This is a genomic window from Mesorhizobium sp. M0239 (assembly GCF_040321815.1).
GTDB lineage: Bacteria > Pseudomonadota > Alphaproteobacteria > Rhizobiales > Rhizobiaceae > Mesorhizobium.
Map to the genome: position 1 here is coordinate 81,748 of NZ_JAMYSG010000012.1, position 25,246 is coordinate 106,993.

At 63.0% G+C, this 25,246-nt stretch carries 23 protein-coding genes; 13 read left to right on the forward strand and 10 right to left on the reverse strand.

The window, feature by feature from the left end; all coding sequences use genetic code 11:
* Positions 1-47: 47 nt before the first annotated feature.
* The 5 genes from NKI99_RS14665 (at position 48) to NKI99_RS14685 (ending at position 6,612) form a co-directional block, all read left to right on the forward strand.
* Positions 48-3,875 carry a hydantoinase B/oxoprolinase family protein gene (locus NKI99_RS14665; RefSeq protein WP_023813156.1) on the forward strand — a complete coding sequence of 1,276 codons (3,828 nt, stop codon included), beginning with the start codon at positions 48-50 and terminating at the stop codon, positions 3,873-3,875.
* A 33-nt stretch (positions 3,876-3,908) separates the two neighbouring features.
* Positions 3,909-5,207 (forward strand): BtaA family protein, encoded by a 1,299-nt coding sequence (locus NKI99_RS14670; protein WP_352611280.1) that lies wholly within the window; start codon positions 3,909-3,911, stop codon positions 5,205-5,207.
* Positions 5,204-5,887, forward strand: coding sequence for a class I SAM-dependent methyltransferase (locus tag NKI99_RS14675; RefSeq protein WP_352611282.1), 684 nt, complete (start codon positions 5,204-5,206; stop codon positions 5,885-5,887). Before NKI99_RS14670 ends, NKI99_RS14675 begins: the two co-directional genes overlap by 4 nt.
* 110 nt (positions 5,888-5,997) lie before the next feature.
* The gene (locus NKI99_RS14680) at positions 5,998-6,294 is read left to right on the forward strand and encodes a type II toxin-antitoxin system RelE/ParE family toxin (RefSeq protein ID WP_352442224.1); all 297 of its coding nucleotides are present in this window, start codon (positions 5,998-6,000) and stop codon (positions 6,292-6,294) included.
* Between the two features lie 9 nt (positions 6,295-6,303).
* Positions 6,304-6,612, forward strand: a complete 309-nt coding sequence (locus NKI99_RS14685; RefSeq protein WP_023813159.1) for a HigA family addiction module antitoxin — start codon at positions 6,304-6,306, stop codon at positions 6,610-6,612.
* 22 nt (positions 6,613-6,634) lie between these two features.
* On the opposite strand, the gene NKI99_RS14690 is transcribed toward NKI99_RS14685, so the two are convergent.
* Entirely contained in the window at positions 6,635-8,014 is a 1,380-nt protein-coding gene (locus NKI99_RS14690; protein ID WP_352611284.1) for a serine hydrolase domain-containing protein, read from the reverse strand.
* A gap of 229 nt (positions 8,015-8,243) precedes the next feature.
* Between NKI99_RS14690 and NKI99_RS14695 the strand changes: the two genes are divergently transcribed.
* Together NKI99_RS14695 and NKI99_RS14700 are read left to right on the forward strand one after the other, a co-directional pair.
* Positions 8,244-9,044 carry a glycoside hydrolase family 25 protein gene (locus NKI99_RS14695; RefSeq protein WP_352611286.1) on the forward strand — a complete coding sequence of 267 codons (801 nt, stop codon included), beginning with the start codon at positions 8,244-8,246 and terminating at the stop codon, positions 9,042-9,044.
* A gap of 123 nt (positions 9,045-9,167) precedes the next feature.
* A complete protein-coding gene (locus tag NKI99_RS14700) occupies positions 9,168-10,349 on the forward strand; it encodes a lytic murein transglycosylase (protein WP_128303477.1) in 1,182 nt (393 codons plus the stop codon).
* An 88-nt stretch (positions 10,350-10,437) separates the two neighbouring features.
* Here NKI99_RS14700 and NKI99_RS14705 read toward each other — a convergent pair whose 3' ends face one another.
* Complete coding sequence (locus NKI99_RS14705; RefSeq protein WP_013530936.1) at positions 10,438-11,658, reverse strand: alanine racemase; 1,221 nt, start codon at positions 11,656-11,658, stop codon at positions 10,438-10,440.
* Between the two features lie 209 nt (positions 11,659-11,867).
* On the opposite strand from NKI99_RS14705, the gene NKI99_RS14710 reads away from it, so the two are divergent.
* Positions 11,868-12,785 (forward strand): DMT family transporter, encoded by a 918-nt coding sequence (locus NKI99_RS14710; RefSeq protein WP_352551765.1) that lies wholly within the window; start codon positions 11,868-11,870, stop codon positions 12,783-12,785.
* A 466-nt stretch (positions 12,786-13,251) separates the two neighbouring features.
* Here NKI99_RS14710 and metF read toward each other — a convergent pair whose 3' ends face one another.
* Both metF and NKI99_RS14720 read right to left on the reverse strand, forming a co-directional pair.
* On the reverse strand, positions 13,252-14,169 hold the full coding sequence (gene metF / locus NKI99_RS14715; protein WP_352442219.1) for a methylenetetrahydrofolate reductase [NAD(P)H]: 918 nt from the start codon (positions 14,167-14,169) through the stop codon (positions 13,252-13,254).
* On the reverse strand, positions 14,166-15,188 hold the full coding sequence (locus tag NKI99_RS14720) for an ArsR/SmtB family transcription factor (RefSeq protein WP_128303474.1): 1,023 nt from the start codon (positions 15,186-15,188) through the stop codon (positions 14,166-14,168). The genes metF and NKI99_RS14720 overlap by 4 nt, the downstream gene beginning before the upstream one ends.
* A gap of 122 nt (positions 15,189-15,310) precedes the next feature.
* Between NKI99_RS14720 and tsaA the strand changes: the two genes are divergently transcribed.
* Together tsaA and NKI99_RS14730 are read left to right on the forward strand one after the other, a co-directional pair.
* Positions 15,311-15,850, forward strand: a complete 540-nt coding sequence (tsaA, locus tag NKI99_RS14725) for a tRNA (N6-threonylcarbamoyladenosine(37)-N6)-methyltransferase TrmO (RefSeq protein ID WP_128303473.1) — start codon at positions 15,311-15,313, stop codon at positions 15,848-15,850.
* On the forward strand, positions 15,847-16,158 hold the full coding sequence (locus NKI99_RS14730) for a DUF2293 domain-containing protein (RefSeq protein WP_128303472.1): 312 nt from the start codon (positions 15,847-15,849) through the stop codon (positions 16,156-16,158). The genes tsaA and NKI99_RS14730 overlap by 4 nt, the downstream gene beginning before the upstream one ends.
* Before the next feature lie 13 nt (positions 16,159-16,171).
* On the opposite strand, the gene NKI99_RS14735 is transcribed toward NKI99_RS14730, so the two are convergent.
* Positions 16,172-16,675, reverse strand: a complete 504-nt coding sequence (locus tag NKI99_RS14735; RefSeq protein WP_128303471.1) for a hypothetical protein — start codon at positions 16,673-16,675, stop codon at positions 16,172-16,174.
* A gap of 151 nt (positions 16,676-16,826) precedes the next feature.
* Between NKI99_RS14735 and NKI99_RS14740 the strand changes: the two genes are divergently transcribed.
* Complete coding sequence (locus NKI99_RS14740; protein WP_352611288.1) at positions 16,827-17,789, forward strand: D-amino acid aminotransferase; 963 nt, start codon at positions 16,827-16,829, stop codon at positions 17,787-17,789.
* Between the two features lie 80 nt (positions 17,790-17,869).
* On the opposite strand, the gene NKI99_RS14745 is transcribed toward NKI99_RS14740, so the two are convergent.
* Positions 17,870-18,487 carry an MOSC domain-containing protein gene (locus tag NKI99_RS14745; RefSeq protein ID WP_352611289.1) on the reverse strand — a complete coding sequence of 206 codons (618 nt, stop codon included), beginning with the start codon at positions 18,485-18,487 and terminating at the stop codon, positions 17,870-17,872.
* Between the two features lie 219 nt (positions 18,488-18,706).
* On the opposite strand from NKI99_RS14745, the gene NKI99_RS14750 reads away from it, so the two are divergent.
* A complete protein-coding gene (locus tag NKI99_RS14750; RefSeq protein WP_352611291.1) occupies positions 18,707-19,249 on the forward strand; it encodes a methyltransferase family protein in 543 nt (180 codons plus the stop codon).
* Between the two features lie 10 nt (positions 19,250-19,259).
* On the opposite strand, the gene NKI99_RS14755 is transcribed toward NKI99_RS14750, so the two are convergent.
* The 3 genes from NKI99_RS14755 to ettA form a co-directional block, all read right to left on the reverse strand.
* Positions 19,260-20,381, reverse strand: coding sequence for a beta-ketoacyl-ACP synthase III (locus NKI99_RS14755; RefSeq protein ID WP_352611292.1), 1,122 nt, complete (start codon positions 20,379-20,381; stop codon positions 19,260-19,262).
* A gap of 177 nt (positions 20,382-20,558) precedes the next feature.
* Entirely contained in the window at positions 20,559-21,326 is a 768-nt protein-coding gene (tam, locus tag NKI99_RS14760; RefSeq protein ID WP_352611294.1) for a trans-aconitate 2-methyltransferase, read from the reverse strand.
* 46 nt (positions 21,327-21,372) lie between these two features.
* Positions 21,373-23,022, reverse strand: a complete 1,650-nt coding sequence (gene ettA / locus NKI99_RS14765; RefSeq protein WP_013530923.1) for an energy-dependent translational throttle protein EttA — start codon at positions 23,020-23,022, stop codon at positions 21,373-21,375.
* A gap of 275 nt (positions 23,023-23,297) precedes the next feature.
* Here ettA and NKI99_RS14770 point away from each other — a divergent pair, with 275 nt between their 5' ends.
* On the forward strand, positions 23,298-24,584 hold the full coding sequence (locus tag NKI99_RS14770) for a GGDEF domain-containing protein (RefSeq protein WP_023813174.1): 1,287 nt from the start codon (positions 23,298-23,300) through the stop codon (positions 24,582-24,584).
* Positions 24,585-24,588: 4 nt separating this feature from the next.
* Here NKI99_RS14770 and NKI99_RS14775 read toward each other — a convergent pair whose 3' ends face one another.
* Positions 24,589-25,191 carry a hypothetical protein gene (locus tag NKI99_RS14775; protein WP_352611296.1) on the reverse strand — a complete coding sequence of 201 codons (603 nt, stop codon included), beginning with the start codon at positions 25,189-25,191 and terminating at the stop codon, positions 24,589-24,591.
* Between the last annotated feature and the right edge of the window lie 55 nt (positions 25,192-25,246).

The following is a 25,246-nucleotide window of genomic DNA, read 5'->3' on the forward strand; positions in this document are numbered from 1 at the left end:
AGAATGTGCCGAACCACCGATCGAACAGAAGAGCGACAGGGGCTGTCATGACCGAAAAATGGGATTTCTGGATCGACCGCGGCGGCACATTCACCGATATCATCGGCCGAGATCCGGAAGGCGGGCTGCACCCGCGCAAGCTTCTCTCCGAAAATCCCGAAGCCTATAACGATGCCGCCATCCAGGGCATTCGCGACCTCCTTGGCTTGTCGTCCGGAGACACGATCCCAAGCGGCCTGATCGGCGACATCAAGATGGGCACCACGGTCGCCACCAATGCGCTGCTGGAGCGCAAGGGCGACCGCGTGCTTTTGCTCATCACCAAGGGCTTTCGCGATGCGCTGAAGATCGCCTACCAGGCGCGCCCCGACATCTTCGCCAAGGAGATCGTCCTTCCCGAACAGCTCTACGAGCGCGTCATCGAAATCAACGAGCGTGTGCGCGCCGATGGCCGCGTCGAACAATTGCTCGACATCGCCGCCTGCCGGCCGGCGATCGAACAGGCCAGGGCCGACGGCATCGACGCCGTCGCCATCGTCTTCATGCATGCGTGGAAATACCCCGACCACGAGAAGGCCGTGGCAAAGGTCTGCCGAAAGCTTGGTTTCAGCCAGGTTTCGGTCAGCCATGAGGTCTCGCCGCTGATCAAGCTGGTCGGCCGAGGCGACACCACCGTGGTCGACGCCTATCTGTCGCCGATCCTGTCGCGCTATGTGCAAAGGGTGGCGGGCGAGCTGGGCGTGGCGCCAATCTCCCCCCTTGTGGGAGGTGAGGAGCGATCGGCCGAAGGCCGAGAAAAAACCAACGATTTGGCTTTTTCAGCGACGAACGCCCGGAGCCATAGCGAAGGGCAGTCGGCGAAGCCGACAGAGGGGGGCGCTGTCCCGCCAACGCCTTATTCTGTCACGCCCCCCTTTGCCCTGCCGGGCATCTCCCCCACAAGGGGGGAGATCGGCCAATCGCCTCGCCTCATGTTCATGATGTCGTCGGGCGGTCTCACCGCCGCCGACATGTTCCAGGGCAAGGACGCACTGCTGTCGGGGCCCGCCGGTGGCGTCGTCGGCATGGTCGAGACGGCCAGGCTCGCCGGCTTCGACAAGGTCATCGGCTTCGACATGGGCGGCACCTCCACCGACGTCGCCCATTATGACGGCGAATATGAGCGCGCCTTCGACACCGAGGTCGCCGGCGTGCGCATCCGCGCGCCGATGATGCGCATCCATACCGTCGCCGCCGGCGGCGGCTCGATTCTGCACTATGAGGCCGGCCGTTTTCGCGCCGGACCTGACTCGGCCGGCGCCAATCCCGGCCCGGCAGCCTACCGGCGCGGCGGCCCGCTCGCCGTCACCGACGCCAACGTCATGCTGGGCAAGCTGCAGCCCGATTTCTTTCCGGCAATATTCGGACCCGGCCAGGACGAACCGCTCGACGTCGAGACGGTGCGAGCAAAATTTGCAACACTCGCCGCCGAAATCGGCGATGGCCGGTCGCCCGAGACTGTCGCCGAAGGGTTCGTCACCATTGCCGTGGAGAACATGGCCAATGCCATCAAGAAGATCTCCGTGCAGCGCGGCTACGACGTCACCGAGTATCTCCTGAACTGCTTCGGTGGCGCCGGCGGCCAGCACGCTTGCCTGGTCGCCGACGCGCTCGGCATGGAGGCGGTGCTGATCCATCCCTTCTCTGGCCTGCTGTCGGCCTATGGCATCGGCCTGTCCTCGGTCTTTGCCTCGCGCCAGCAGGCGCTGCTAAAGCCGCTTGCCGAAGAGTCCAGAACAGAGATCGGCAGCCTCATTGCCATCTTGAGAGAAGCCGTCATCGCCGAACTCGCGGCGCAAGGCATCGGCGAGGATACGGTCGCCACGAAGCCGGTGCTGCACATTCGCTATGACGGCACCGACACGACACTGCCGGTGAATTTCGAGGCGGATTCGATTTTCCAGGCCAGGCGCGATTTTGAAATCGCCCACAAGGCGCAGTTCGGTTTCGTTTATGACGACAAGCCGATGATCGTCGAGACCGTCGGCGTCGAAGGCGCGGACACCGGCGGCACCGGGCGCGACGAAACTGAATCGCGAACCGAAGACCTTGCCGTAAGCCCTTCGCAAACCCGCGAAATCTTCACCGAAGGAGAGTGGCACACTTCACCCATCTTCCGCCGCGAGGCGCTGAAGCCGGGAAACAGGGTTGCGGGACCTGCCTTGATTATCGAGCCGAACCAGACAATCGTCATCGAGCCGGGCTGGCAGGCCGAAATCACCGCCAGGAACCATGTGCTCCTGCGCCGTGTCGAGAAAAAGCGCCGGCAGGCAGCGCTCGGCACCGAGGCCGATCCGGTCATGCTGGAGGTCTTCAACAACCTCTTCATGTCGATCGCCGAGCAGATGGGCGTGACGCTGCAGAACACCGCCTATTCGGTCAACATCAAGGAACGGCTGGATTTCTCCTGTGCCGTCTTCGATCGCACTGGCGCGCTGGTCGCCAATGCGCCGCATATGCCGGTGCATCTGGGCTCGATGGACCGCTCGGTCGAAACCATCATCCGGCTGAATTCCGGCGACATCCACCCCGGCGACGTCTTTGCCCTCAACGCGCCCTACAATGGCGGCACGCATCTGCCCGACATCACCGTGGTGACGCCGGTGTTCGACGACGCCCAACGCGAAATCCTGTTCTGGGCAGCCTCTCGCGGCCATCATGCGGATATCGGTGGCACGGCACCCGGCTCGATGACGCCGCTTGCCACCACGGTCGACGAGGAAGGCGTGCTGTTCGACAATTTCCGCATCGTCGATCGTGGAAAATTCCGCGAGAAGGAGCTGGAAACGCTGCTCACCGACCACCGCTACCCGGCCCGCAATCCGCACCAGAACATCGCCGACCTCAAAGCGCAGATCGCCGCCAACGAGAAGGGCGTCGCGGAACTGCGCAAGATGGTCGCGCATTTCGGCCTCGATGTCGTCGAGGCCTATATGGGCCATGTCCAGGACAATGCGGCTGAAAGCGTGCGCCGCGTGCTGGAGCGGCTGCCCGATAGTTCGCAGTACGAATACCCGACCGACACCGGCCAAATCATCAAGGTGAAGATCACGGTCAACCGGCAAAAGCGCGAGGCGACCGTTGACTTCACCGGCACGTCGCCGGTCATGAAGAACAATTTCAACGCGCCCGAACCCGTCGCCCGAGCGGCCGTGCTCTATGCTTTCCGCGTCATGGTCGAGGACATGATCCCGATGAATGCCGGCTGTCTGCGGCCAATCAACATCATCATTCCCGACGGCTGCATGCTGAAACCCGCCTACCCCGCCGCCGTCGTCGCCGGCAATGTGGAGACCTCGCAGCATGTCACCAATGCGCTGTTCGGCGCCATGGGCGCCATGGCCAACGCGCAAGGCACGATGAACAACCTGACCTTCGGCAACAAGACCTACCAGTACTACGAGACGATCTGTTCCGGCTCGCCCGCCGGCCAGATGAACTCGGGCCGCGGCTTTGCCGGCACCTCCGGCGTCCATACCCACATGACCAACTCGCGCCTCACCGACCCGGAAGTGCTGGAATTGCGCTTTCCCGTGCTGCTCGAGGATTTCCACATTCGGGAAAACTCCGGCGGCAAGGGCAAATGGAGCGCCGGCGACGGCACCAAACGCACCATCCGCTTCCTCGAAAAGATGGAATGCGCGATCCTGTCCTCGCACCGCAACCGCCCGCCGCAAGGGCTGGATGGTGGCGGCGATGGCGAGGTCGGCTCGACCAAGGTCCGCCGCAAGGATGGCACGATCGACATGCTGAAAGCCTGCGACCAGACAGTGCTGCAGGCCGGCGACGCCGTCATACTGACGACGCCGACGCCGGGCGGATTTGGCAAGCCGTGAAAAGATGCGTCAACAGGCTGTCACCGGCCTGTCATGACCCTGAGCTACCCGCTTGCGGCAAAGCAAATGGGGAATCATCTTGCCATGACGGACGTTTCCGCTGATCTGGTTTTTCGCCGCGGCAAGGAAGTTGGAAAGGCCGTCTACCAGAACCGCCCGCTGTCGAAGGCAGGCATTTCGGAGCGGCTGTTCGCCTTCCTGTTTTCCGGCCTCGTCTATCCGCAGATCTGGGAGGACCCCGATGTCGACATGGAGGCGATGCAGCTTGGCCAAGGCCACCGCGTCGTCACCATCGCCTCCGGCGGCTGCAACATCCTGGCCTACCTCACGCGCTCGCCGGCCCGGGTCGACGCCGTCGATCTCAACGCCGCGCACATCGCGCTGAACCGCATGAAGCTGGAGGCGGTGCGCCATTTGCCTTCACAGGGCGACCTGTTCCGCTTCTTCGGTGCCGCCGACACCAGCCACAATTCGGCGGCCTACGACCGCTTCATCGCACCGCATCTCGATCCGGTAAGCCGTCACTACTGGGAGCGCCGCAACTGGCGTGGCCGCCGTCGCATCACTGTGTTCGACCGCAATTTCTACCAGACCGGCCTGCTCGGCCTGTTCATCGCCATGGGCCACCGCACGGCAAAATTCTTCGGCGTCGACCCCGCCGGCATCATGCAGGCCCGCAACATCGGCGAGCAGCGCCGCTTCTTCAACGAGGAACTGGCGCCGGTCTTCGACAAGAAGCTTTTGAAATGGGCGACGTCGCGCAAGGCTTCGCTGTTCGGCCTCGGCATTCCACCGGCGCAGTACGATTCGCTGATCACTTCTGGCGACGGCACCATGGCCAGCGTGCTGAAAGCCCGGCTGGAAAAGCTCGCTTGCGATTTTCCGCTGGAGAACAACTACTTCGCCTGGCAGGCCTTCGCTCGGCGCTATCCGAACCCCGGCGAGGCCGCCCTGCCCGCCTATCTCGAAAAACAGAATTACCAGACCATCCGCGGCAATGTCGACCGCGTCGCCATCCACCACGCCAATCTGATCGAATTTCTCACCGGCAAGGACGCCGGCGCGGTCGACCGTTTCGTCTTGCTCGATGCGCAGGACTGGATGACCGACGATCAGCTCAACGCGCTGTGGGCGGAAATCACCCGCACCGCATCGGCCGACGCCCGCGTGATCTTCCGCACCGCCGCCGAACCCAGCCTGTTGCCGGGCCGAGTCTCCAGCTCGCTGCTCGACCAGTGGGACTATCAGGACCAGGCTTCGCGCGAATTTTTGGCCCGCGACCGCTCGGCCATCTATGGCGGCTTCCACCTCTACGTGAAGCGTGCGGCATGAGCACCAGCGAGTTGCCGGCCAGCCCCGAATTCAAGGCCAACCATGCCGAACTGATGGACCGCGTCTACCGCTGGCAGCGCCATATCTACGACCTGACCCGCAAATACTACCTGCTCGGCCGCGACCTAATGATCTCGGGGCTCGACGTGCCTGTCGGTGGCACCGTGCTGGAGCTCGGCTGCGGCACCGGCCGCAACATCATCCTGGCCGCGCGTCGCTACCCCGACGCCGGCTTCTTCGGCCTCGACATTTCAGCCGAAATGCTGGAGACGGCCAGCGCCGCGATTGCCCGCAAGGGCCTGGTCGATCGTGTCACGCTCGCCCAGGGCGACGCCACGGGATTCGATGCCAAGGCGCTGTTCGGGCGCAACGGCTTCGATCGCGTCTTCGTGTCCTATTCGCTGTCGATGATCCCCGGCTGGGAAAAAACTGTGTCGGCAGCGCTGGCCGCGCTGTTACCGAACGGTTCGCTGCACATCGTCGATTTCGGCCAGCAGGAAGGCCTGCCCGGCTGGTTCCGGACCTTGCTGCGCGGCTGGCTGAAAAAATTCCACGTCGCGCCGCGTGAATCGTTGCGCGAAGTGCTGGAATCGGAATCGCGGCGAACCAGCGCAAGCTTCCGTTTCCGCACGCTTTATCGCGGCTATGCCTGGCTGGCGGTTATCAAGATCACTTCCTGAATATTGCCGTGGGAAAGGCACATAAAGGCGAAGCAGCCACGATCCGTTGGATCAACGTTGCCTTATGACCCCGAGAGCGGTACACTATCTCACATGCATGGAAGCATGTGGTGATCATCGGCTTCAGGGATGAATGGCTGCGGGCCTTCTTCGTGGAAGACACCCATTCTCGCAACATTCCGTCCGATCTCGAAAGCCGTTTGTTCCGCAAGCTCCAGATGATTGACGACGCGATGATCGATCAGGATTTGCGTGTGCCGCCCAGCAATCATTTCGAGAAGCTGCGTGGCATTCTCGAAGGCTTCCATTCAATACGCGTCAACAAGCAATGGCGGCTGATCTTCCGCTGGGACGGCGGCCGCGGTGAGGCGTCGGACATCTATCTCGACGACCACAGCTATAAGTGAGGTGAGAACATGTTGATGACCGCACGCAAGCCAGCAACGGTTGGCGAAATTCTCACGGAAGAATTCATGCAACCGCTTGGCCTTACGCAGGCAGCTTTGGCCGAGGCGATGGGGGTCCAGCGCAAACATGTGAACGAATTGTGCAACGACCGCCGCAACGTGACGGCGGCGACCGCGCTCATTCTGGCACGGGTGTTCGGCAACAGCCCGGATTTCTGGTTGAACGTACAGCGCCGCAGCGATCTTTGGCAGGTCATGAACTCGCCCGACGAGCGGGCGCGGGTTGATCGCGCCAAGCCTTTGGCGACAGCTGCATAGACAAGAGTTACGGCGCGCTAGTCTAATGTAACGCCTTGATTAACGCCGCCACCATCGTCTGCGGCCGGTAGCCGAGCTTGGCCGGCGTTAGCCCCAGCCGCACGACCACCAGTTGCTCCGAGGGAATGATGGCTACCGTCTGCCCGTCATGACCTTCCATCCAGTAGGTGTCCTTGGGCAGGCCTGCGGCGACGCCGGCGCCGGGGTTTTCCTCATCGCCCGGGGCCTCGATCCACAACTGGCCCTTGCCGTAGACTTTCGAGGCGGACGCCGGCTCGCGCATCCAGTCGACGAAACCGGTTGGCAGGATCTGGTTGCCGTTCCACACCCCGCTTTGCAGCAGGAACTGACCGAAGCGCGCCCAGTCATGGGCGGTCGCGTAGAGATAGGACGAGCCGACGAAAGTGCCTTGCTCGTCGGTCTCGAGCACCGCGCTGTGCATGCCGAGCGGCTCGAACAGCGCCGTGCGCGGCCACGTCAGCGCCTTGGCCTTGTCGCCGATCGCGTCCTGCCAGAGGCGCGACAGCATCACCGCCGTGCCGCTCGAATAGGAAAACTGTTTGCCGACCTCTGCAGCCAGCGGCTTGGATTCGGCGAAGCCCGCCATGTCAGGTTCGAGATAGAGCATACGCGTGACGTCGGCGACGTCGCCATAATCCTCGTTGAACTCCAGCCCGCTCGACATCGCCAACATGTCGGCGAGGCTGATGGCAGTGCGGCCGTCCGCCTTCCACGGCGCAAACAGGTTTTTGTCGTCGAAAGCAATCTTGCCGTCCTTGACCAGCGTGCCGACGATGGCGGCGTTCACCGTCTTGGTCATCGACCAGCCTAGCAGCGGCGTCTTGGCGGAAAAGCCATCGCCGTAGCGCTCGCCGACGACGCGGCCATTCTTGACCACCACCACCGCGCGCATGCCGGTGCCGGTCAGCGCCGCATCGTCGAGCAGTTTGGCAACAACCGGATCCTGCGATGCCTCGACCCGCTCGCCTTCCGGCCACAGGTCGCCCATGGTGGCCGCCGACGGCTCCGCCTGGATCGCGGTCCGCCGCGCCTTGCCTACATCGCCGTCCGGAACCGAAGCGCAGCCCAGCCCGTCACGGGCGACGGCGATGCTCTTGCCGAGGAAGCCGAACAGGCCCGCCGACACCGTTCCCCTGTTCTTGTCCACCGAAACACGCATTAGCCGCAGCAGGGGATGCCCGGGCGCCTGCACGTCGACGGCAAGCACCTCATTGGGATCGCGGCCGGCAATGAAGACGTTCGAACAGACGATCTTGGCCGAGTAGCCCGAGCCGACCCTGATCAACTCCGGCGGCGCGATATAAAGCCAGGCAAAAAGGGCGGCGATCGCCAGAACGATCAGGCCAAGCAGCCATTTGACGATCTTGACCACGATCCGCATTTATTTCCTCCGGGCCCTGCGCGACCCTTATGTCATCGATTTGCCGCCATTGCTTCCGCAAATCACAATGCTTGTCGAGCGCCATCAACGGATTATCAACCATGATCGGCGATCACAGGATATGCTGAGCGATGCTGTGGGGCGATCGCTCGGAGGGGGCCCGATCACAAAACCGGCCATCAGTGTATAGACCCATCAGCGACCGGCTGAATCCGGCTCGGGAATTGCGATGCGCCGTCTTGCGGGCCTCATCATGCTGACGCTGCTTGGCGCCTGCTCGACCGTGGACGATCTCTCGCCGCTGTCGCCGTCCGCGTCGAGCAGCCCGACGGTTGCCGTGCGCGCGCCGCGCTTTGCCGATTCCAAGCCGCATGAATGGGAAAGCGGAGCGCCATGGAACTATGCCGTTCACGGCACCGACGTCTCCAAATACCAGACCTCGGTCGACTGGCCGGCGGCCAGGGCCAGCGGCATCTCCTTCGCCTTCATCAAGGCGACCGAGGGCGGCGATCGCTTCGATGAGTATTTCAACGAGCATTGGACCCGCACGAAAGCTGCCAGCGTTCCGCGAGCCGCCTATCACTTCTACTATTTCTGCACCCCGGCTGCCGTGCAGGCGCGCTGGTTCATCCGCAACGTCCCCGTCGACCGCTCGGCGCTGCCGCCGGTCCTCGACATGGAATGGAACCCGCAATCGCCGACCTGCAGGCTGCGTCCCGACGCTGCCACGGTGCGCGCGGAGATGACCACCTTCCTTGAAATCGTCGAACGGCACTACGGCAAGAAGCCGATCATCTACACCTCGATCGACTTCTTCGACGATAACGAGCTGTCGAGCTTTCGCGGCTATCCCTATTGGCTGCGCTCCGTCGCCGGCCATCCGCGTGAGAAATACGGCAGCCACCCCTTCACCTTCTGGCAATACACGGGAACCGGCATCGTTCCGGGCGTAAGCGGCAAGTCCGACATCAACGTCTTCAACGGCAGTGAAGCCGCCTGGAACAAGTGGCTGCGGCAGAACACCCGTTGACACCGGGCCTGCCGCCTGCTTTTCGACACAGCCAGCGGTGAAAAGTGCAACCGCCAGTAATTCAGGGCGTTGGGCTTCCGGGGAGCACAACAACTGCCCGCTATTCGTTTCGAGAGGAAGCTGATGCGACTGCGTTCCAAAGTCCTCGCGGCTGCGCTGACCCTGTGCGCCACGGCCTTGCCGGCGATGGCGCAGGAATGCGGCGGCGACTTCGAATCCTGGAAGCAGGGCGTCGCTGCGGAAGCCAAGGCGGCTGGCGTAGGTACAGCGGGTCTCGACGCCCTTGGAGCGGCAACCTTCGACGACAAGGTGTTGGCACGCGACCGCGCCCAGGGCGTCTTCACCCAAACCTTTGTCGAGTTTTCCAACCGCATGATCTCGGCCTATCGCCTGAAGCAAGGTGCGGCAAACCTGAAGAAATACGCCGACGTCTTCGCCCGCGCCGACCAGCAGTTCGGCGTCCAGGCGCCGATCATCGCCGCTTTCTGGGCGCTGGAGACCGATTTCGGCGCCGTGCAGGGCGACTTCCACACGCTGAGCGCCCTGGTGACGCTTTCCCATGATTGCCGCCGGCCGCAGCTCTTCCGGCAGCAGCTGGTGCCGCTTCTGGAGCTGATCGATCGCGGCGTGCTGCCGGCCGATGTCAGGGGCGCCTGGGCCGGCGAGATCGGCCAGACGCAGATCCTGCCCTCCGACTATCTGGCACGCGGCGTCGACGGCGACGGCGACGGCAAGATCGACCTGCGCGGCAGCGTGCCCGATGTGATCATGACCACCGCCAACAAAGTGCTGTCGCGCGGCTGGAAACGCGACCAGCCCTGGATCCAGGAAGTCCGCGCGCCCGAAGACATGCCGTGGGACCAGACCGGCCGCACCAACAAGCTGCCGCTGTCGCAGTGGGCGCAATGGGGCGTCACCTACCCTAGCGGCGCGCCGCTGGTCGACAACGGCCTGAAAGCAGGCCTGGCGCTGCCGATGGGCCGCAAGGGGCCTGCCTTCCTCACCTACGACAATTTCGACGTCTATCTCGAATGGAACCAGTCCTTCACCTATGCGCTGACGGCAGCCAACCTTGCCGCACGACTCGCAGGCGCGCCGCCGCTCGACCCGCGCAATCCCGAAACCGGCCTCAACAACGAGCAGATGAAGGCGTTGCAGACCAAGCTGGAAGCCAGGGGCTACGATGTCGGCACTGTCGACGGCATTTTGGGTACCAACACCCGCGAGGCGATCCGCAAGGAGCAGATGCGGCTAGGCCTGCCGGTGGATGGCTGGCCGACGCCGGAGCTATTGGGGAAATTTTAGGGCAGTAGGCAGTAGGCAGTAGGCAGTAGGAAATTACTCCGAAAGCCGTGCCTGCCACCCCTATTCCCTATTCCCTATTCCCTATTCCCTAATCCGCCATCGTCTCCAGACTCGCAAACCCCTGCGGCGCGTCGCCCTCGTCGAACGGCGTCGTCACCTCGACGAAGGTGTCGGGGTAAAACCCGTTGAATCGGGTCCTCAGCGACAGCGAATAGGCGCCGATATGGCCGATCTCGATCCAGTCGCCGGTATCGACCGTTTCCGGCAGCCAGAATGGCCGCGACAGGATGTCGACGGAATCGCAGGTCGCGCCGCAGACCTTGAACGGCACGATGTTCTTCTCCTCGCCATTGCGCGAGCGGATCGCAGGATCGGGAATGAAGCGGGCCGGCAGCGTGATCTTGCCGGTCCATGAATCCGACAGCGACGCCCAGATGCCGTCATTGATGTAAAGCCGCTTGCCCTTGCGCAGCAGCACCCGCACGATCAGCGACAGGCAGCGCGCCACGATCACCCTGCCCGGCTCGGCCACCAGCGGCATCTGGTCGAACTGATACTCTTTCAGATCGCCCGAAAGCCGCGACATGATCTGGCCGAGCGACGGCATCTCGATCTGCTTGCGGTTGGGATCGTGGCCGTATTCGGCGGGGAAACCGCCGCCGACGTCGAGCCCTGCAATATCGAAGGTCAGCCGGTTGCGCACCCAATCGGCGGAAGCCAGCGCCCGCTCATAGGTGTCGGGATCCTCGATCTGACTGCCGACATGGAAACACAGACCAACCTTGTAGCCGGTGCGGTTGAGCCGCTCGGCCAGTTCGACCGCATAGGCCGGCCCGGCGCCGAACTTCTTCGACAATTCGTAGGCGGCATGCCCCTTGGTCTGCACCCGCACGAACACGCTGATCGAGCCCGGATCGATGTCGAGCGCCCGCACCACTCGCGTCAGCTTGGTGATCTCGTCCTCGTGATCCAGCGAAATGACGCGGATGGCGTATTTCTCCAGCGCCAGCTTGATGTCCGACTGCGCCTTGACCGGATGCATGTAGAGCATCTCGGCATCCGGAGAGACCGCGCGCACGGCGGCGAACTCGCCCGGCGAAGCGACGTCGAAAGCCTTGACACCGGCTTCGACCAGGGTCTTCAGCACGATCTGCTCGCCATTGGTCTTGACCGCATAGGCGGTCTTGCCGGGGAACATGCCCATGAACTGCCTGGCATCCGCCATCAGCACTTGCGGGCGGAAGCAATAGACCGGATCGTCCGGACGAAGCGCCAGTGCCGCCTCGCGGGCATTTTCGAATCGCTGCATCGACGAATCCTTGACCTAGCCTGCGCACAATTAATCCAAGCTAGCGGCTAATGAAAACAATTCTGTGTCTCGTGCGGCTGACGCAGCGGCGCTAGGTCTTTGCCAGCAACGTTTGCCAGCGATCAGGTTTCGGGTGGCCCTTGTCACTGGCGCCGATATGGCTTCTGCCTGAGTGACTGGCATTCAGGCAGTCTGGGAGGGCGACTCACATGGCAATGGCCGCGACATCCGCACCACGCGGGCCGATGGTGCTCAAGGATTGGGGGCAACTCCTGCTGCTCGGCGCGATCTGGGGCGGCTCGTTCTTCTTTGCGCGCATCGCGGTGGCGGAACTCCCCCCGCTGGTGCTGGTGCTGTTTCGCGTCGCCATCGCCGCCATTGCGCTGCAGATCTATCTCGGTCTGCGCGGTCCGTCCTTCCGCCTCGCGCTTCCGCATGCAGGCCTGTTCTTCCTGCTGGCGCTCACCAACAATGTCGTGCCCTTCTCGCTGATCTTCGTCGGCCAGACGGAGCTTGGCGCCGGCGTCGCCTCGGTGCTCAACGCGACGACGCCGTTCTGGACGCTGATCCTCGCGAACGCGCTGACATCCGACGAAAAGCTCTCCTGGAACAAGCTCGCCGGCATTGCGCTCGGCATCGCCGGTACGGCCGTCATGATCGGCCCCGGCCTGCTTACCGGGCTCGGCGGCCCGGTCTGGGCCAAGTTCGCGCTGATCGGTGCTTCGCTGTCCTATGGTATTGCGCTGATGGTCGCCCGCCGCTTCAAGGGCGTGCCCTCACCGGTCATCGCCACCGGACAGTTGACGGCGTCGACCATCATCATGATCCCGATCGTGCTCTTCACCTACGGTCCATCCGGCCTGTTCTCGGCCTCGCCCCCGGTCTGGGCGGCGGTGCTGGCGCTGGCGCTTCTGTCCACCGCCTTCGCCTACATCCTCTATTTCAACCTCGTCGCCTCGGCCGGCGCGACCAACGCCTCGCTGGTCACGCTTGTCGTGCCGGCCAGCGCCATGCTGCTCGGCTTCCTGTTCCTTGGCGAGCGGCTGGAGCTGTTCGAAATCGGCGGCGTGGTGCTGATCGCGCTCGGCCTCGTCACCATCGACGGGCGGTTGTTCGGCCGACGTTAGAGCGCCGCGCGTCCACTGGACGCGCAAAGAATGCCCGCCTAATTGCCCCCGCATCGCGAAAGCCGAATTCGGCTTTCGCGGGGGTAGCGCTGCCATGGCACAGCAGCGACACGAGCGGGCCACATTTTATTCACAGGTCTGAAGCCGGTTTTTGCCTAGGAGTTTCAAAGCTTAACGGCAAAAGACATGTCGCGGATTTCACAATCACGTCGCAATGCAGCACATTTTCCGCTTGCCTGTGGCACAAATGAACCTAGACTCCATGACATAGCTCTTTAAGAGGAGGCTATGTCATGGGACTTACGAGGCCTATCAACGCATTGATGATCTGTGCTGCGTTCGCCTTTATCGGAGCCCTTATTATGGGCTTCCTTCCCTGACCGCCAAAGCGGGGAAGACCAGCACCCAAATAGTCCAACCAATTCAAAAGGCCGGGTTTTTCCCGGCCTTTTGTTTGAACCCGACCTCAAGCCGCGGCTGATCCGGCCGCCGCCGCCTCGTGCGAGCGGATGCCGATCATATGGCAGATGGCAAAGACCAGATCGGCGCGGTTCATGGTGTAGAAGTGGAAATCGCCGACACCGCGCTCGACCAGATCCATCACCTGTTCGGCTGCCACCGCCGACGCCACCAGCGCATGCGTCTGCGGGTCCCGGTCAAGGCCTTCGAAACGCTCCGCCAGCCAGCCGGGCACATGCGCGCCCGCCCTGGCGGAAAAGTTCGCGACCTGCCTGAAACTGTGAACCGGCTGGATTCCCGGCACGATCGGGATGTAGATGCCGGCGCGGCGGACGCGCTCGACATAGCGCTCGTAGAGATCATTGTCGAAGAAGAACTGGGTGATGGCGCGCGTCGCGCCATTGTCGACCTTGCGCTTCAGCATCTCGATGTCGGTGGCGAAATCGGGACTTTGCGGATGCTTTTCCGGATAAGCCGCGACGGAGATGTCGAAGTCCGCGATTGCCTTGAGCCCGGCGACCAGCTCCGCGCCGTTCTCGTAGCCACCGGGATGCGGCCGATACGGTTCGCCGACGCCGGAGGCCGGGTCGCCGCGCAGCGCCACGAACCGGTTGATGCCGATCGACCTGTAATCCTGGATGACCGCGTCGACCTCGTCGCGTGTTGCACCGACGCAGGTCAGATGCGCCGCTGCAGGAATACCGGTTTCCGTCAGGATGCGCTTTACAGTGCGCGCGGTACGCTCCCGCGTCGAGCCGCCGGCGCCGTAGGTCACCGAGACGAATTTCGGCTTCAGCGGCTCCAACTTTGTTACCGTCTCCCACAGCCTCGCTTCCATCTCGTCCGTCTTCGGCGGGAAGAATTCGAAGGAAACCCTGACCTTGTCGCCAATGTCGGGGCGGCGGGAAAAGCGGAACTGGTTCATGCGATTTCCCCTATCGAGTTCGCTTTGGCCTGCCTTGTGTCGTTGGAAGGATCGGCGATCAAGAGGCGCCGGTCGCGGCCAAGCCAGAGTTTTACGGTGAGCCTGGCCTCGTTGCCGCCGCGCGGCTCGAATTCCTGACTGTCTTCAAGATCGAGGCCGGCTTCCGAAAACCAGTCGGCGATCTGCCGGTCGGAAAAACCGAGCCGCATATGCGCGTGCTCCTCGCGCAGGAATTCCAGCGCATGCGGCGCGAAATCGACGATGACCAGGCGTCCGGCCGGACGCAAAAGCCGCGCCGCCTCGTGGATGGCGCGGGCGGGATCGTCGAGATAGTGCAGCACCTGATGGATGGTGACGAGATCGAAGGCATCGCGCTCGACCGGCGGTGCGAAGATGTCGCCCTGCCGAACCTGTGCGTTCGAAACCCCGGCCTTGTCGAGATTGGCGCGCGCCACGGTCAGCATCTCGCGCGACATGTCGATGCCGACACCGCGCCGATAAAGCGGCGAGAAGATTTCAAGCAGCCGCCCGGTGCCGGTGCCGAGATCCAGCATCGACTGGAACGGCCGCTTGCCCACCAGCTTCAACATTGCGGCTTCGACGGCGCGGTCCGGCACATGCAGCGAGCGGATATGGTCCCAGCTTGCCGCATTCACCGAAAAATACGCGACCGCGCGGTCCTGCCGCTTGCGCTTGACCGAGGCCAGACGCTCAAGATCGCGCTCGACCTGCGGATCGGCGCCGCGAATGCCGGAAACCAGTCCCATGACGAAGTCACGCGCTGAATCCGCATCCGACAGACGGAAGAAGGCCCAGGACCCTTCCTGGTAGCGGCCGATCAGCCCGGCCTCCAGCAAGAGCTTCAGGTGACGCGAAACGCGCGGCTGCGACTGGCCGAGAATTTCGGTAAGATCGGAAACCGTGAGGTCGCCGCGCGACAGAAGTGCCAGTATGCGCAATCGGCTGGATTCGGCCGCCGCCTTCAATGTATCAACCATGGTGTCGAGCGAGACATGCATCAGCGTATTCTCTTTGAAAAGATATAAACATATGTTTATGTCGGTTTTCGAAACCTTGCAAGCGCTATGTCGCTTCCGGACCAGAAAATGCCGCTCGTGTGGCGTTTTAAGAGACGCGGGCCATGACTGAAACGCGTGAGATGTTCGAGGCGCGCGAAGGGGAGCAGAGGCTGGAAAACGATCCGGCCCTGATGCCGCCTGATGGCGGCATCGTCTTCATCGGCCGCATTGCCTCGCCGTGGACGACGCGCGAAACCTGCCCGAAGAACATGCGCGTCGCGCGCGAGACCGGACAGAAGGCGGTGCTGACCATCGACGCGCCCTACCGAAGGGGCCTGCAGGGGCTGGAGCGCGCCAGTCACGTCATCATCCTATCCTGGCTGCATCATGCGCCGCGGACTCTGATTGTGCAGAAACCGCGCCATGCCGTTGAAGCGAAAGGTGTATTTGCGCTGCGCTCCCCTGCCCGCCCGAACCCCATCGGGCTGCACATCGCCAGGCTGATTGCCGTCAACATCGAAACCGGCCGCATCGATCTCGACGCCATCGACGTGCTCGACGGCACGCCGGTCATCGACCTAAAACCCTATTTCGCCTCGACCGACGCCATATCAGAGGCGACCATCGAAGGGCGCGACGAGCCCAATGGGATCCGGCGATGACAGCGCCGACCGGCCGCCGCCGCGCCATCGCCAAGGCGCTGACCGCACTTCTGCCGCTGGCGCCCTATGCCGATATGGAGAAGATCCGCACCGACGCCGGCGCGGTTCACATGAAGACCCTGCCGCCGGGCATCGCCGTATGGCTGGCGACCATTGCCCATATCCGCCACATGCATACCGACTACGAAAAGCTGCTGAGTGAAGGTTACGATCGCGACTCGGCGCGTTTCTTCGTCATCGAGCAGACCAACATCGTGCTCACCCGCTGGCGCGCGACACGCCTGCTCGACGCCGACGACGAGGAATGAGGCGGCAGAACCGTTATTGCCGCTTCAGAACGGCGACTGCATTGTAGGGCTGGCCATCGGCCTGGCCGACCCACGTCCAGGACAGATTGCCCTTGTAAAACCTGACGGTGATGTTGCCGCCGTCGATGCACTTATCCTGCCCGTAAGTGATGCTCTCGTGGTATTCCGCCGATGTGTCGTCCCTTGATGTCTGCGACAGGGATCCGCCGCAGCCGAGCGACGGATAGTCGATCGACGCACCGCCATCGTTGATCGTCATGGCGATCGCCCAATCAGCTCCGGCATCGCCGGCCGGGCTCTGGTGGCCGCTGCCGACCCAGGTGCCGCTCAGCGACGGCACATTCACCGCGCAGGGCAGGTTCTGGAAGATCGGCGTCAATTCGCTGCCGGTTTTCCCGCAGCGATAGGTCTGGCCGCTCTGGCACAGTTCCTCGCCTTCGCGCGCGCACTGGGCGCTGGCTTCGCCCGCGGCGGCGAACATCATCATGGCTGCTATGACGGCCCCGAGCCTGCCCATCTTCCCCTCCCGTTCAGACCCGGAATGATAGGGCAATTGCGATCGAATGTATCGGCCAGATCATGATGGAGGCCGAACAGCGTCGGGCGGGTGGCTCTATGCCTTCTGTCTGGCGCCGCTAGCCTCTCGCCTTGCGCGACAGGAGGCCCTAATGAGCCGGACGATGGCAACACAGGACGAGAAGCAACTGCCCCTGGTTGGCGACCGCCATGTCGACCCGCACTCCTACCCCGAGGGCGTCGCTTTCCTCGACGACCAATACCTGCCGATGTCGCAAGCCAAGGTCTCGGTGCTGGACTGGGGTTTTCTGCATTCCGATGCCACTTACGACACCGTGCATGTCTGGAACGGTCGCTTCTTCCGCCTCGACCTGCATCTCGACCGCTTCTTCGGCGGGCTGGACAAGCTGCGCATGACCATCCCCTTCGATCGCGACGGCGTGACTGAAATCCTGCACAATTGTGTGGCGCTGTCCGGTCATCGCGCCGCCTATGTCGAAATGCTGTGCACGCGCGGCGCCTCGCCGACCTTCAGCCGCGACCCGCGCCAGGCGGTCAACCGCTTCATGGCGTTCGCCGTGCCTTTCGGCTCGGTCGCCAATGCCGAGCAATTGCAGCGCGGCCTGCGTGTCGCCATCAGCGACAAGGTGCGCATTCCACCGGCCTCGATCGACCCGGCGATCAAGAACTACCACTGGCTCGATCTGGTGCGCGGCCTCTACGATGCCTATGATCGCGGCGCCGAGACTGCGTTGCTTCTGGACTTCAACGGCAATGTCGCCGAAGGCCCGGGCTTCAACGTCTTCTGCGTCAAGGATGGCAAACTGTCGACGCCTTCCATCGGTGTGCTGCCCGGCATCACCCGCCGCACTGTCTTTGATCTGTGCGCCGAAGAAGGTCTTGCAGCCACCGCCACCGATGTCAGCGTCACCGCATTGCGCGAGGCCGACGAGGTCTTCATCACCTCGACCGCGGGCGGCATCATGCCGGTGACCGAGATCGACGGCGCGGCGATCGCCAACGGCAAGGTCGGGCCGATCACCAGCCGGCTGATGGCGCTCTATTGGGAGAAGCACGAGGATCCGGCGTGGTCGAGCCCTGTGAATTATCCCTGATAGTCAGCAAGGTCTCGAGAAAAACCGCAAGGATTGAGGCCACCACTTTTGCTACGCTCCATGGGCGGCGTAGCTCGCCCTCAGGCTTTATAGATCCACTGCTCCGGCACGCGCACCGAGATTTCTTCGCCGGCCATGACCGTTCCCGGCTTCTCGACCCAGGCGACAACGCCACGCAGCCGCTTCGCCGCTTTCGGGAACAGCAGCGCGCCGGCTTCGACGTCGGCCAATCCGGCGTTTTGGGCGATCGACCGGCCGGCGATGCGGCACGGGCCGTTCTGTGCGTCGACCTTGATGGTGACGCCGCCCTTGAAGAACAGCAGCGTGCCGGCCGGCAGCATGGAGAGGTTCGGCACCCCTTCGATCACAAGATTGGCGCCGATCCACTCCGGCTTGATTTCGGTGAGATCCATCCGTTCGGCGACGATGGCGAGTTCATCCGCTGCAATGATCGATATCTGCCGTTCGTTGCGCATTTCGGTGCCGCGCGGATACCACGGTTCGCGCCCGCCCGAACGGCGCGTTGGCCCGGCATGGAAATCACCCGATATACCGTCGAAACCCAACCGCAATTCATCCACTGGGCGCGTCTGAAAATGATCCGCCGGCGCCACGTAAAGCGCTGCCGCCCTGGCGGCAAGCTTTCGCGCGGGGATGATTTCAACCGGCTTTTCGGCCTCGGGGAAGAGATCCGACATGGCGTTCTTTCCAATCGTCATTTGACGAGTTAGCCGGGCGGGCTTCGCGGCGTCCAGTCGAAAGTGCTGATCGTCCGATCAACAGCACCGATAGATCGCAATCACGCTTTTCTTACTGCCATCGATTTCGCGCCGCATTGCCGCCGCGCGGTGCCGGTTTCATGGTGACGTCCAGACAGTTTGCGGAGGCTGATCATACGACCTGTGACGGCAATCACGTTGCTTTGGTTGATCTGGGCAGGAACCTGGGCGGTCGCCGCCCTGTGGTCCGACCCTGCCCAGAAGCGCGCCGGGTTCAGGGCGGAGGCCCGCTATCGGGGTCTCTGGCTGGCCGGCGCGGTGCTGCTGTTCATTCCGGCGCACGGTTATGAAGGCCGGCTCAGGCTGTGGATGCCTGATCTCCGAGAAGCCTGGATTTGTGTCGCCCTGATCGCCATCGGCATCGCCTTTGCCTGGTGGGCGCGCCTGCATCTCGGCAGGCTATGGTCGGGCACCATCACCGCCAAGGCCGGGCATCGGGTCATCAATACAGGCCCGTATGGCCTTGTCCGGCATCCGATCTACACCGGATTGCTGCTGGCGATCCTCGCCACCATGGCGGCCAAGGGCACGGTCTGGGGCATAGCCGGAACCGCCCTGCTCATCATCGGCATCGTGACCAAGGCAAGACTGGAAGAAAGCTTCCTGCGCGGCGAGTTGGGCAGTGCCTATGACGACTATGCCAGCCGCGTTCCAATGCTGGTGCCGTTCGCACCAGCTTGACCAGACAAGCTCAGAGCATCCGTAATAGCGCTCCGCCTATCGAATACCCCGCGCCAAAGGCGCAGATCAGGCCGAAATCGCCGGGCTTCATGTCGGCATGGTTTTCCGACAGCGCGACGATGGCGCCGGCGCCCGCCGTGTTGCCAAGCCGCTCCAGCACCATCGGCGCGCGATCATGATCGACCTCGTGGCCGAACGACAGTTTCAGGATCATGGCATTCATCCGCGCATTGGCCTGATGCAGCCAGAAGCGCCTGATCGCCTGCGGCGTCAGCCCGTGCTCGGCGAGGAATTCGACGATGAATTTTTGCCCGGCGACAGTGACTTCCTTGAACACCTTGTTGCCGACCTGCTTGATCAGATTGCCTTCCAGATTGATCATGTAAGGATCTTCCTGGGCGGTGCGGGTGTGATAGCCCAGATTGGTGCGGATGTTGTTCGACATCTGCGTCCAGACGCGCGTGTCGAGCACTTCGAAGCGCCCCGGCCGCTTATCGCCCTTGGCCAGGCCTTCGACCACCATCGACACCGAAGCGTCGCCGAAGATGAAATGCGTCTGCCGGTCGCGGAAATTGAGATGGCCGGTGATGATCTCCGGCGTCGTCACCAGGATGCGTTTGTGCGCGCCCGACCGCACCAGGTTGACGGCGACGTGCAACGCGGCCGCGGCCGAGGAACAGCCAAGCCCCATGTCGAAGCCGGCGCCCTTCGTCCCCAGCGCCTCCTGCATTTCGATGGCGATCGCCGGATAGGGCCGCTGGTGATGCGAGGCCGAGCAGATCACCAGGTCGATATCCGACGGCTGCAGCCCGGCGTGGTCGAGGGCCTTCTTCGCCGAGGCGATGCCGAACTCGGCCTCCAGCGACAGCGCGTCGTCGGGCCGTGCCGGAATGCGCGGCGACATCCGGGTCGGATCGAGAATGCCTTCCCGCTCGATCACATGGCGGGTGCGCACGCCCGACGCATGGACGATGAAGTCGCTGTCCGATTTCGGCAGCGGCGGCTCGTCGGTGCCCAGGCGGCGCGCATTCTCCGTGTCGACCCAGGCATTGAAGCTGGCGACCAGCTCTTCATTGGTGATCTTGGCTTCAGGGATTTCAACGCCGATGCCGCTGATGATGACGCGATGCATATATCCAGTCCGTCCCATCCGCAGGCGTTGCGGGCTTCATGTGGGCGCCGGAACGCTCCGGCGCAACAGTTTTCTCACCGCGGCGGTTTACGCCAGCTTAAACCGAAGGTTTAGCCGCCTTGAACCAGATTTCACCAGGCGCACGGCTTGCTGCTGGTCCACGGGTTGCATGGACAATCAGGCCCGTTTGGCGACGATGAAGATGCGCGGAAAGCGCAAAAGCACCTTGCCGCTTGCCGTCTTCGGATAGGCCTTGGCGATCTTGGCCGTGTAGCTGTCGAGGAACATCGTCCGCTCGTCGGCGCCCAGCGGATCGAGGAACGGTTTCAAGCCCGTCGATTTCACCCATTCGACGATCGCCTGCGCATCGGCAAGCGGGTGGTTGTAGATGGTGTGCCAGATATCCAGCCGATCGCTGAGCGGCGACAGCAGGTCATAATAGAACGACACCGGCTGCAGCGGGCCGCGTGCCGCGCCCTTGAGCTTGTCGGCAAACGGCATTTCGGCGGCGGTCTCGCGCATCAGGCGGTGCGAGTCTTCGCCCATATTGTCGGGCATCTGGATGGCCAGCGCGCCGCCTGGCGCGAGAAAACCCATCAGCCGCTGGAACACCGCAGGATGCTCGGGCAGCCACTGGAACACCGCATTGGCAAAAATCACGTCGACCGGCTCCGCCGGCTGCCATCTGGAAGCATCGGCGAGATCAAAGGTAACCTCGGGCAGGCGCGCCCGCGCCTTCTCGATCATGTCGGGCGAAGTGTCGAAGCCGCTCACCTCAGCATCCGGCCAGCGCTCGACAAGCAGCGCGGTCGAATTGCCCGGCCCGCAGCCGATGTCGACGACCCGGCGCGGGAAGTCCACCGGCACCTGCGCGACCAAATCCCGCGCCGGCCGCGTGCGCTCATCCTCGAATTTCAGATATTGGGCGGCGGACCAATCAGCCATGTGAACTCCTCACGTCTTCTTGAGAATTCGCCGCCCGGAAAACCCCTTACCGCGTCAGCCTCTTGTAGGTCATGCGGTGCGGGTTGACGGCATCCGGCCCGAGGCGGCGGATCTTGTCCTGCTCGTAATCCTCGAAATTGCCTTCGAACCATTCGACATGGCTGTCGCCCTCGAAGGCTAGGATGTGCGTCGCCAGGCGATCGAGGAACATACGATCGTGCGAGATGATGACGGCGCAGCCGCCGAAGTTTTCCAGCGCGTCTTCGAGTGCCGCCAGCGTTTCGGTGTCGAGATCGTTGGTCGGTTCGTCGAGCAGCAGCACATTGCCGCCGGTCTTCAGCATCTTGGCCAGATGCACGCGGTTGCGCTGACCGCCGGACAGATTGCCGACCTTCTGCTGCTGGTCGCCGCCACGGAAGTTGAACGACGCGCAATAGGCACGCGTGTTGGCCTCGAACTTGCCGAGCTTGACCACTTCGGCGCCGCCGGAAATCTCTTCCCACACCGTCTTTGACGGATCGAGCGCATCGCGGCTCTGGTCGACATAGCCGAGCTTCACCGTTTCGCCGACGCGCACTGAGCCCGCATCCGGCTTTTCCTGGCCGGTGATCATACGAAACAGCGTCGTCTTGCCGGCGCCGTTCGGGCCGATGACGCCGACGATGCCGCCGGGCGGCAGCTTGAATTCCAGGCCGTCGATCAAAAGCGTGTCGCCAAAGCCCTTCGACAGGCCTTCCGCCTCGATCACCACATTGCCGAGCCGCTCGCCATGCGGGATGACGATCTGCGTATCGCTCGGACGCCGCTTGTCGGCTGCATCCAAAAGATCCTGGAACGCCTGGATACGCGCCTTGGACTTCGTCTGGCGGGCCTTCGGGCTCGACTGGATCCATTCGCGCTCGCGGCCGATGGCGCGCTGGCGGGCATCGTCCTCGCGGCCTTCCTGCTTGAGCCGCTTGGCCTTGGCTTCGAGGTATTTGGTGTAGTTGCCCTCATAGGGAATGCCGCGGCCGCGATCGAGTTCGAGGATCCAGCCGGTGACGTTGTCGAGGAAGTAGCGATCGTGGGTGATGATCATCACGGCGCCCGGATAGGCACGCAAATGCTTTTCCAGCCACGCCGTGGTTTCGGCGTCGAGATGGTTGGTCGGTTCGTCGAGCAGCAAAAGGTCGGGCTGGCGCAGCAAGAGTTGGCAAAGCGCGACGCGGCGCCGCTCGCCGCCCGAAAGCTTGGTGACTTCCGAATCCTTGGGCGGGCAGCCCAGCGCTTCCATCGCCATCTCGACCTGCTGTTCGAGATCCCACAGGTTGAGCCGGTCCATCTCGTCCTGAAGCTTGGCCGACTCGTCGGCCGTCTCGTCGGAGTAGTTCATCATCAATTCGTTATAGCGTTCGATGATCGCGGTCTTGGCGGCGACGCCTTCCATGATGTTTTCGAACACGGTCTTGTCCGGATCGAGCGCCGGCTCCTGCGCCAGGTAGCCGACGGTTGCGCCTTCGGCCAGCCAGGCTTCGCCGTTCCACTCCTTGTCGAGCCCGGCCATGATCTTGAGGATCGTCGACTTGCCCGAACCGTTGGGGCCGAGGATGCCGATCTTGGCGTCGGGATAGAAGGAGAGATGGACATTCTCGAGCACCTTCTTGGTGCCATAGGCCTTGTTGAGGCCGGCCATGTGATAGATGAACTGGCGTGCCACGCGCGCTTTCCCTGAAAAAAACTGACTGGCCCAGAAAACTGACTGGATCTGTCGAATTGAGTGGAGGTTGGCCGCTATGTAGGCGATGCGGCGGCGAACGGCAATCGCTTTTGCCATATCTGCCCGGTCACACGCGGAAGTGTCCGCCAACCGCCGAAGTTTTCCACCAGCACGAAGCGTGCTGAAATCTCCGGTTAACTCTTCGGCGTCAAAACAGGATCGGAGTGGAATCGCTCGCTATTCGCGATTTCGAGAAAGAGATCGGGTCGACGGCATTGCTGAACAGTTTCCTGCTCCTTGCCGAAGCGGTCGTCTATTTCAGCGTCATGGTGACGCTTTTCCGCTTCCGGAGGCGCATCGGCCTCGGCGTGTTCATCTGCGCGCTCGGTGTCATGCACTTCCTCGAGACCTACCTCGCCAGCGTTTTTTATGTCGCCTTGCCGTTCGGCATGGTCTCGCCTGGCTCGGCGGTGCTGTTTTCCGGCAAGCTGGTGATGCTTTTGCTGCTCTATATGAAAGAGGACGCTGCAACTGTGCGTCAGCCGATCTACGGCCTGCTGCTCGGCAATGCGCTGATGATCGGGCTGGTGCTGCTGCTGCGCCTGCACGTCATCGCGGCACTTCCCGACGGCAGGCTCCCAGACATCGGCTTCATCGACCAGATGGGCTGGCTGATGGTGTGGGGCACGACGCTGCTGTTCGTCGATGCCATCCTGATCATCCTGCTTTATGAAAAGCTCGGGCGTTATCTGCGCAAGGCGCCGTTCGCGCGCATCCTGATTTCGGTCGCTTGCGTGCTGACATTCGACCAGGCCGGGTTTTTCACCGCCCTGCATTTCGTTGCCGGCGCGCCGATAGCCGTCTTTTTCGGCGGCTGGTTCGCCAAGATGGCGGCGGCGGTGACGTTCAGCACCATGCTCGTCGCCTATCTCAAATGGTTCGAGGAGCGCCAAGTCACCGCGCCGCGCGGATTGACCGATATCTTCGATACGCTGACCTATCGCGAACGCTACGAAGCGCTGGTCGAACATGTCGGGCGGGACGGCCTGACCGGCCTGCTGCACCGCGGGCGCTTCGACGCCGACGGTGAAGCCGCCGTCCAGGCCAGCCTGCGCACCGCCAGGCCGCTCAGCCTGCTGATCATCGATGTCGACCATTTCAAATCGATCAATGACCGTTTCGGCCATGCCGAAGGCGACAAGGTGTTGAAGGCGGTCGCGGCCCTGCTTGGCGAGACGGCAAGCGCCGAGGACCAGGTGTTCCGCATCGGCGGCGAGGAATTCGCCATCCTCAGTTCGCGTCCGCACTCGGTCGCCAGGCTGTTCGGCGAAAGCATTCGCCACGCGGTCAAGGGCTCGGCCGCCACCAGTCGCTTCGAGCTCACCGTCAGCGCTGGCGTTTCCAGCGTCAGCGAAACCACGCGCTGCCTTGCCGACCTGTTCGCGCTTGCCGACCAGCGTCTCTACAAGGCGAAGTCGACCGGCCGCGATCGCGTCGTCGGCGAGCCGGGCGGCCAAGAAGCCGACACAGCCGCTGCGCGGACCAAATCCGCACAGATCTAGTTCGTTACGAATTCCTCTGCCGTCGAAAGCCCGTCACGGTCGAAACCGCCATCAGCGCGATCGCCAGCCATTTCAGCACCGTGATGATCGGCCCGGCCTGGATATCGTAGGCAATGAACAGCAGGATGCCCGGCACCAGCAAGCCGCACATGACCAGCATGATGCGGTTGATCTGCCAGGACACTTTTGAGGCCAACGCCTCGTCGCCGGACGCGGGAACAAGTGCTGCCCGCACTGCCTTGCCACCCACCAATATGGCCGAGAGGCGCATCGAGGCCGGCAGGCCGAGCCCGATTATCAGGAAAGCGCAAGCCACCAGCAATAGCGAGAATTTCAGCGCGCTGGTTTCCGCCGGTATGGGAAACAGCAGCGTCGCCAGCGGCAGGAAGACACCGAAAATGCCGATCGCCGCGATCGTGATGAAGGTCGCCGCATTGACGATCGTGAACAGCTGGTAGGTGCCGACGCCGATCGGTTCGGAGAGCGTCCGCATGCGTGCCCACTCGGCGTCGGTATACGAAAAGCCCGGCCATTCCATGCGGGCATCGTTTATCGAGACCATGCCCTTGGCCCAGAAAGCCAGCCGCGCCAGCGCGCTGCTCGTCATGCCATCCATTGCCGCCCCCGCCAGAATGATGCGCTCGCAGCATAGCACCAGGGCG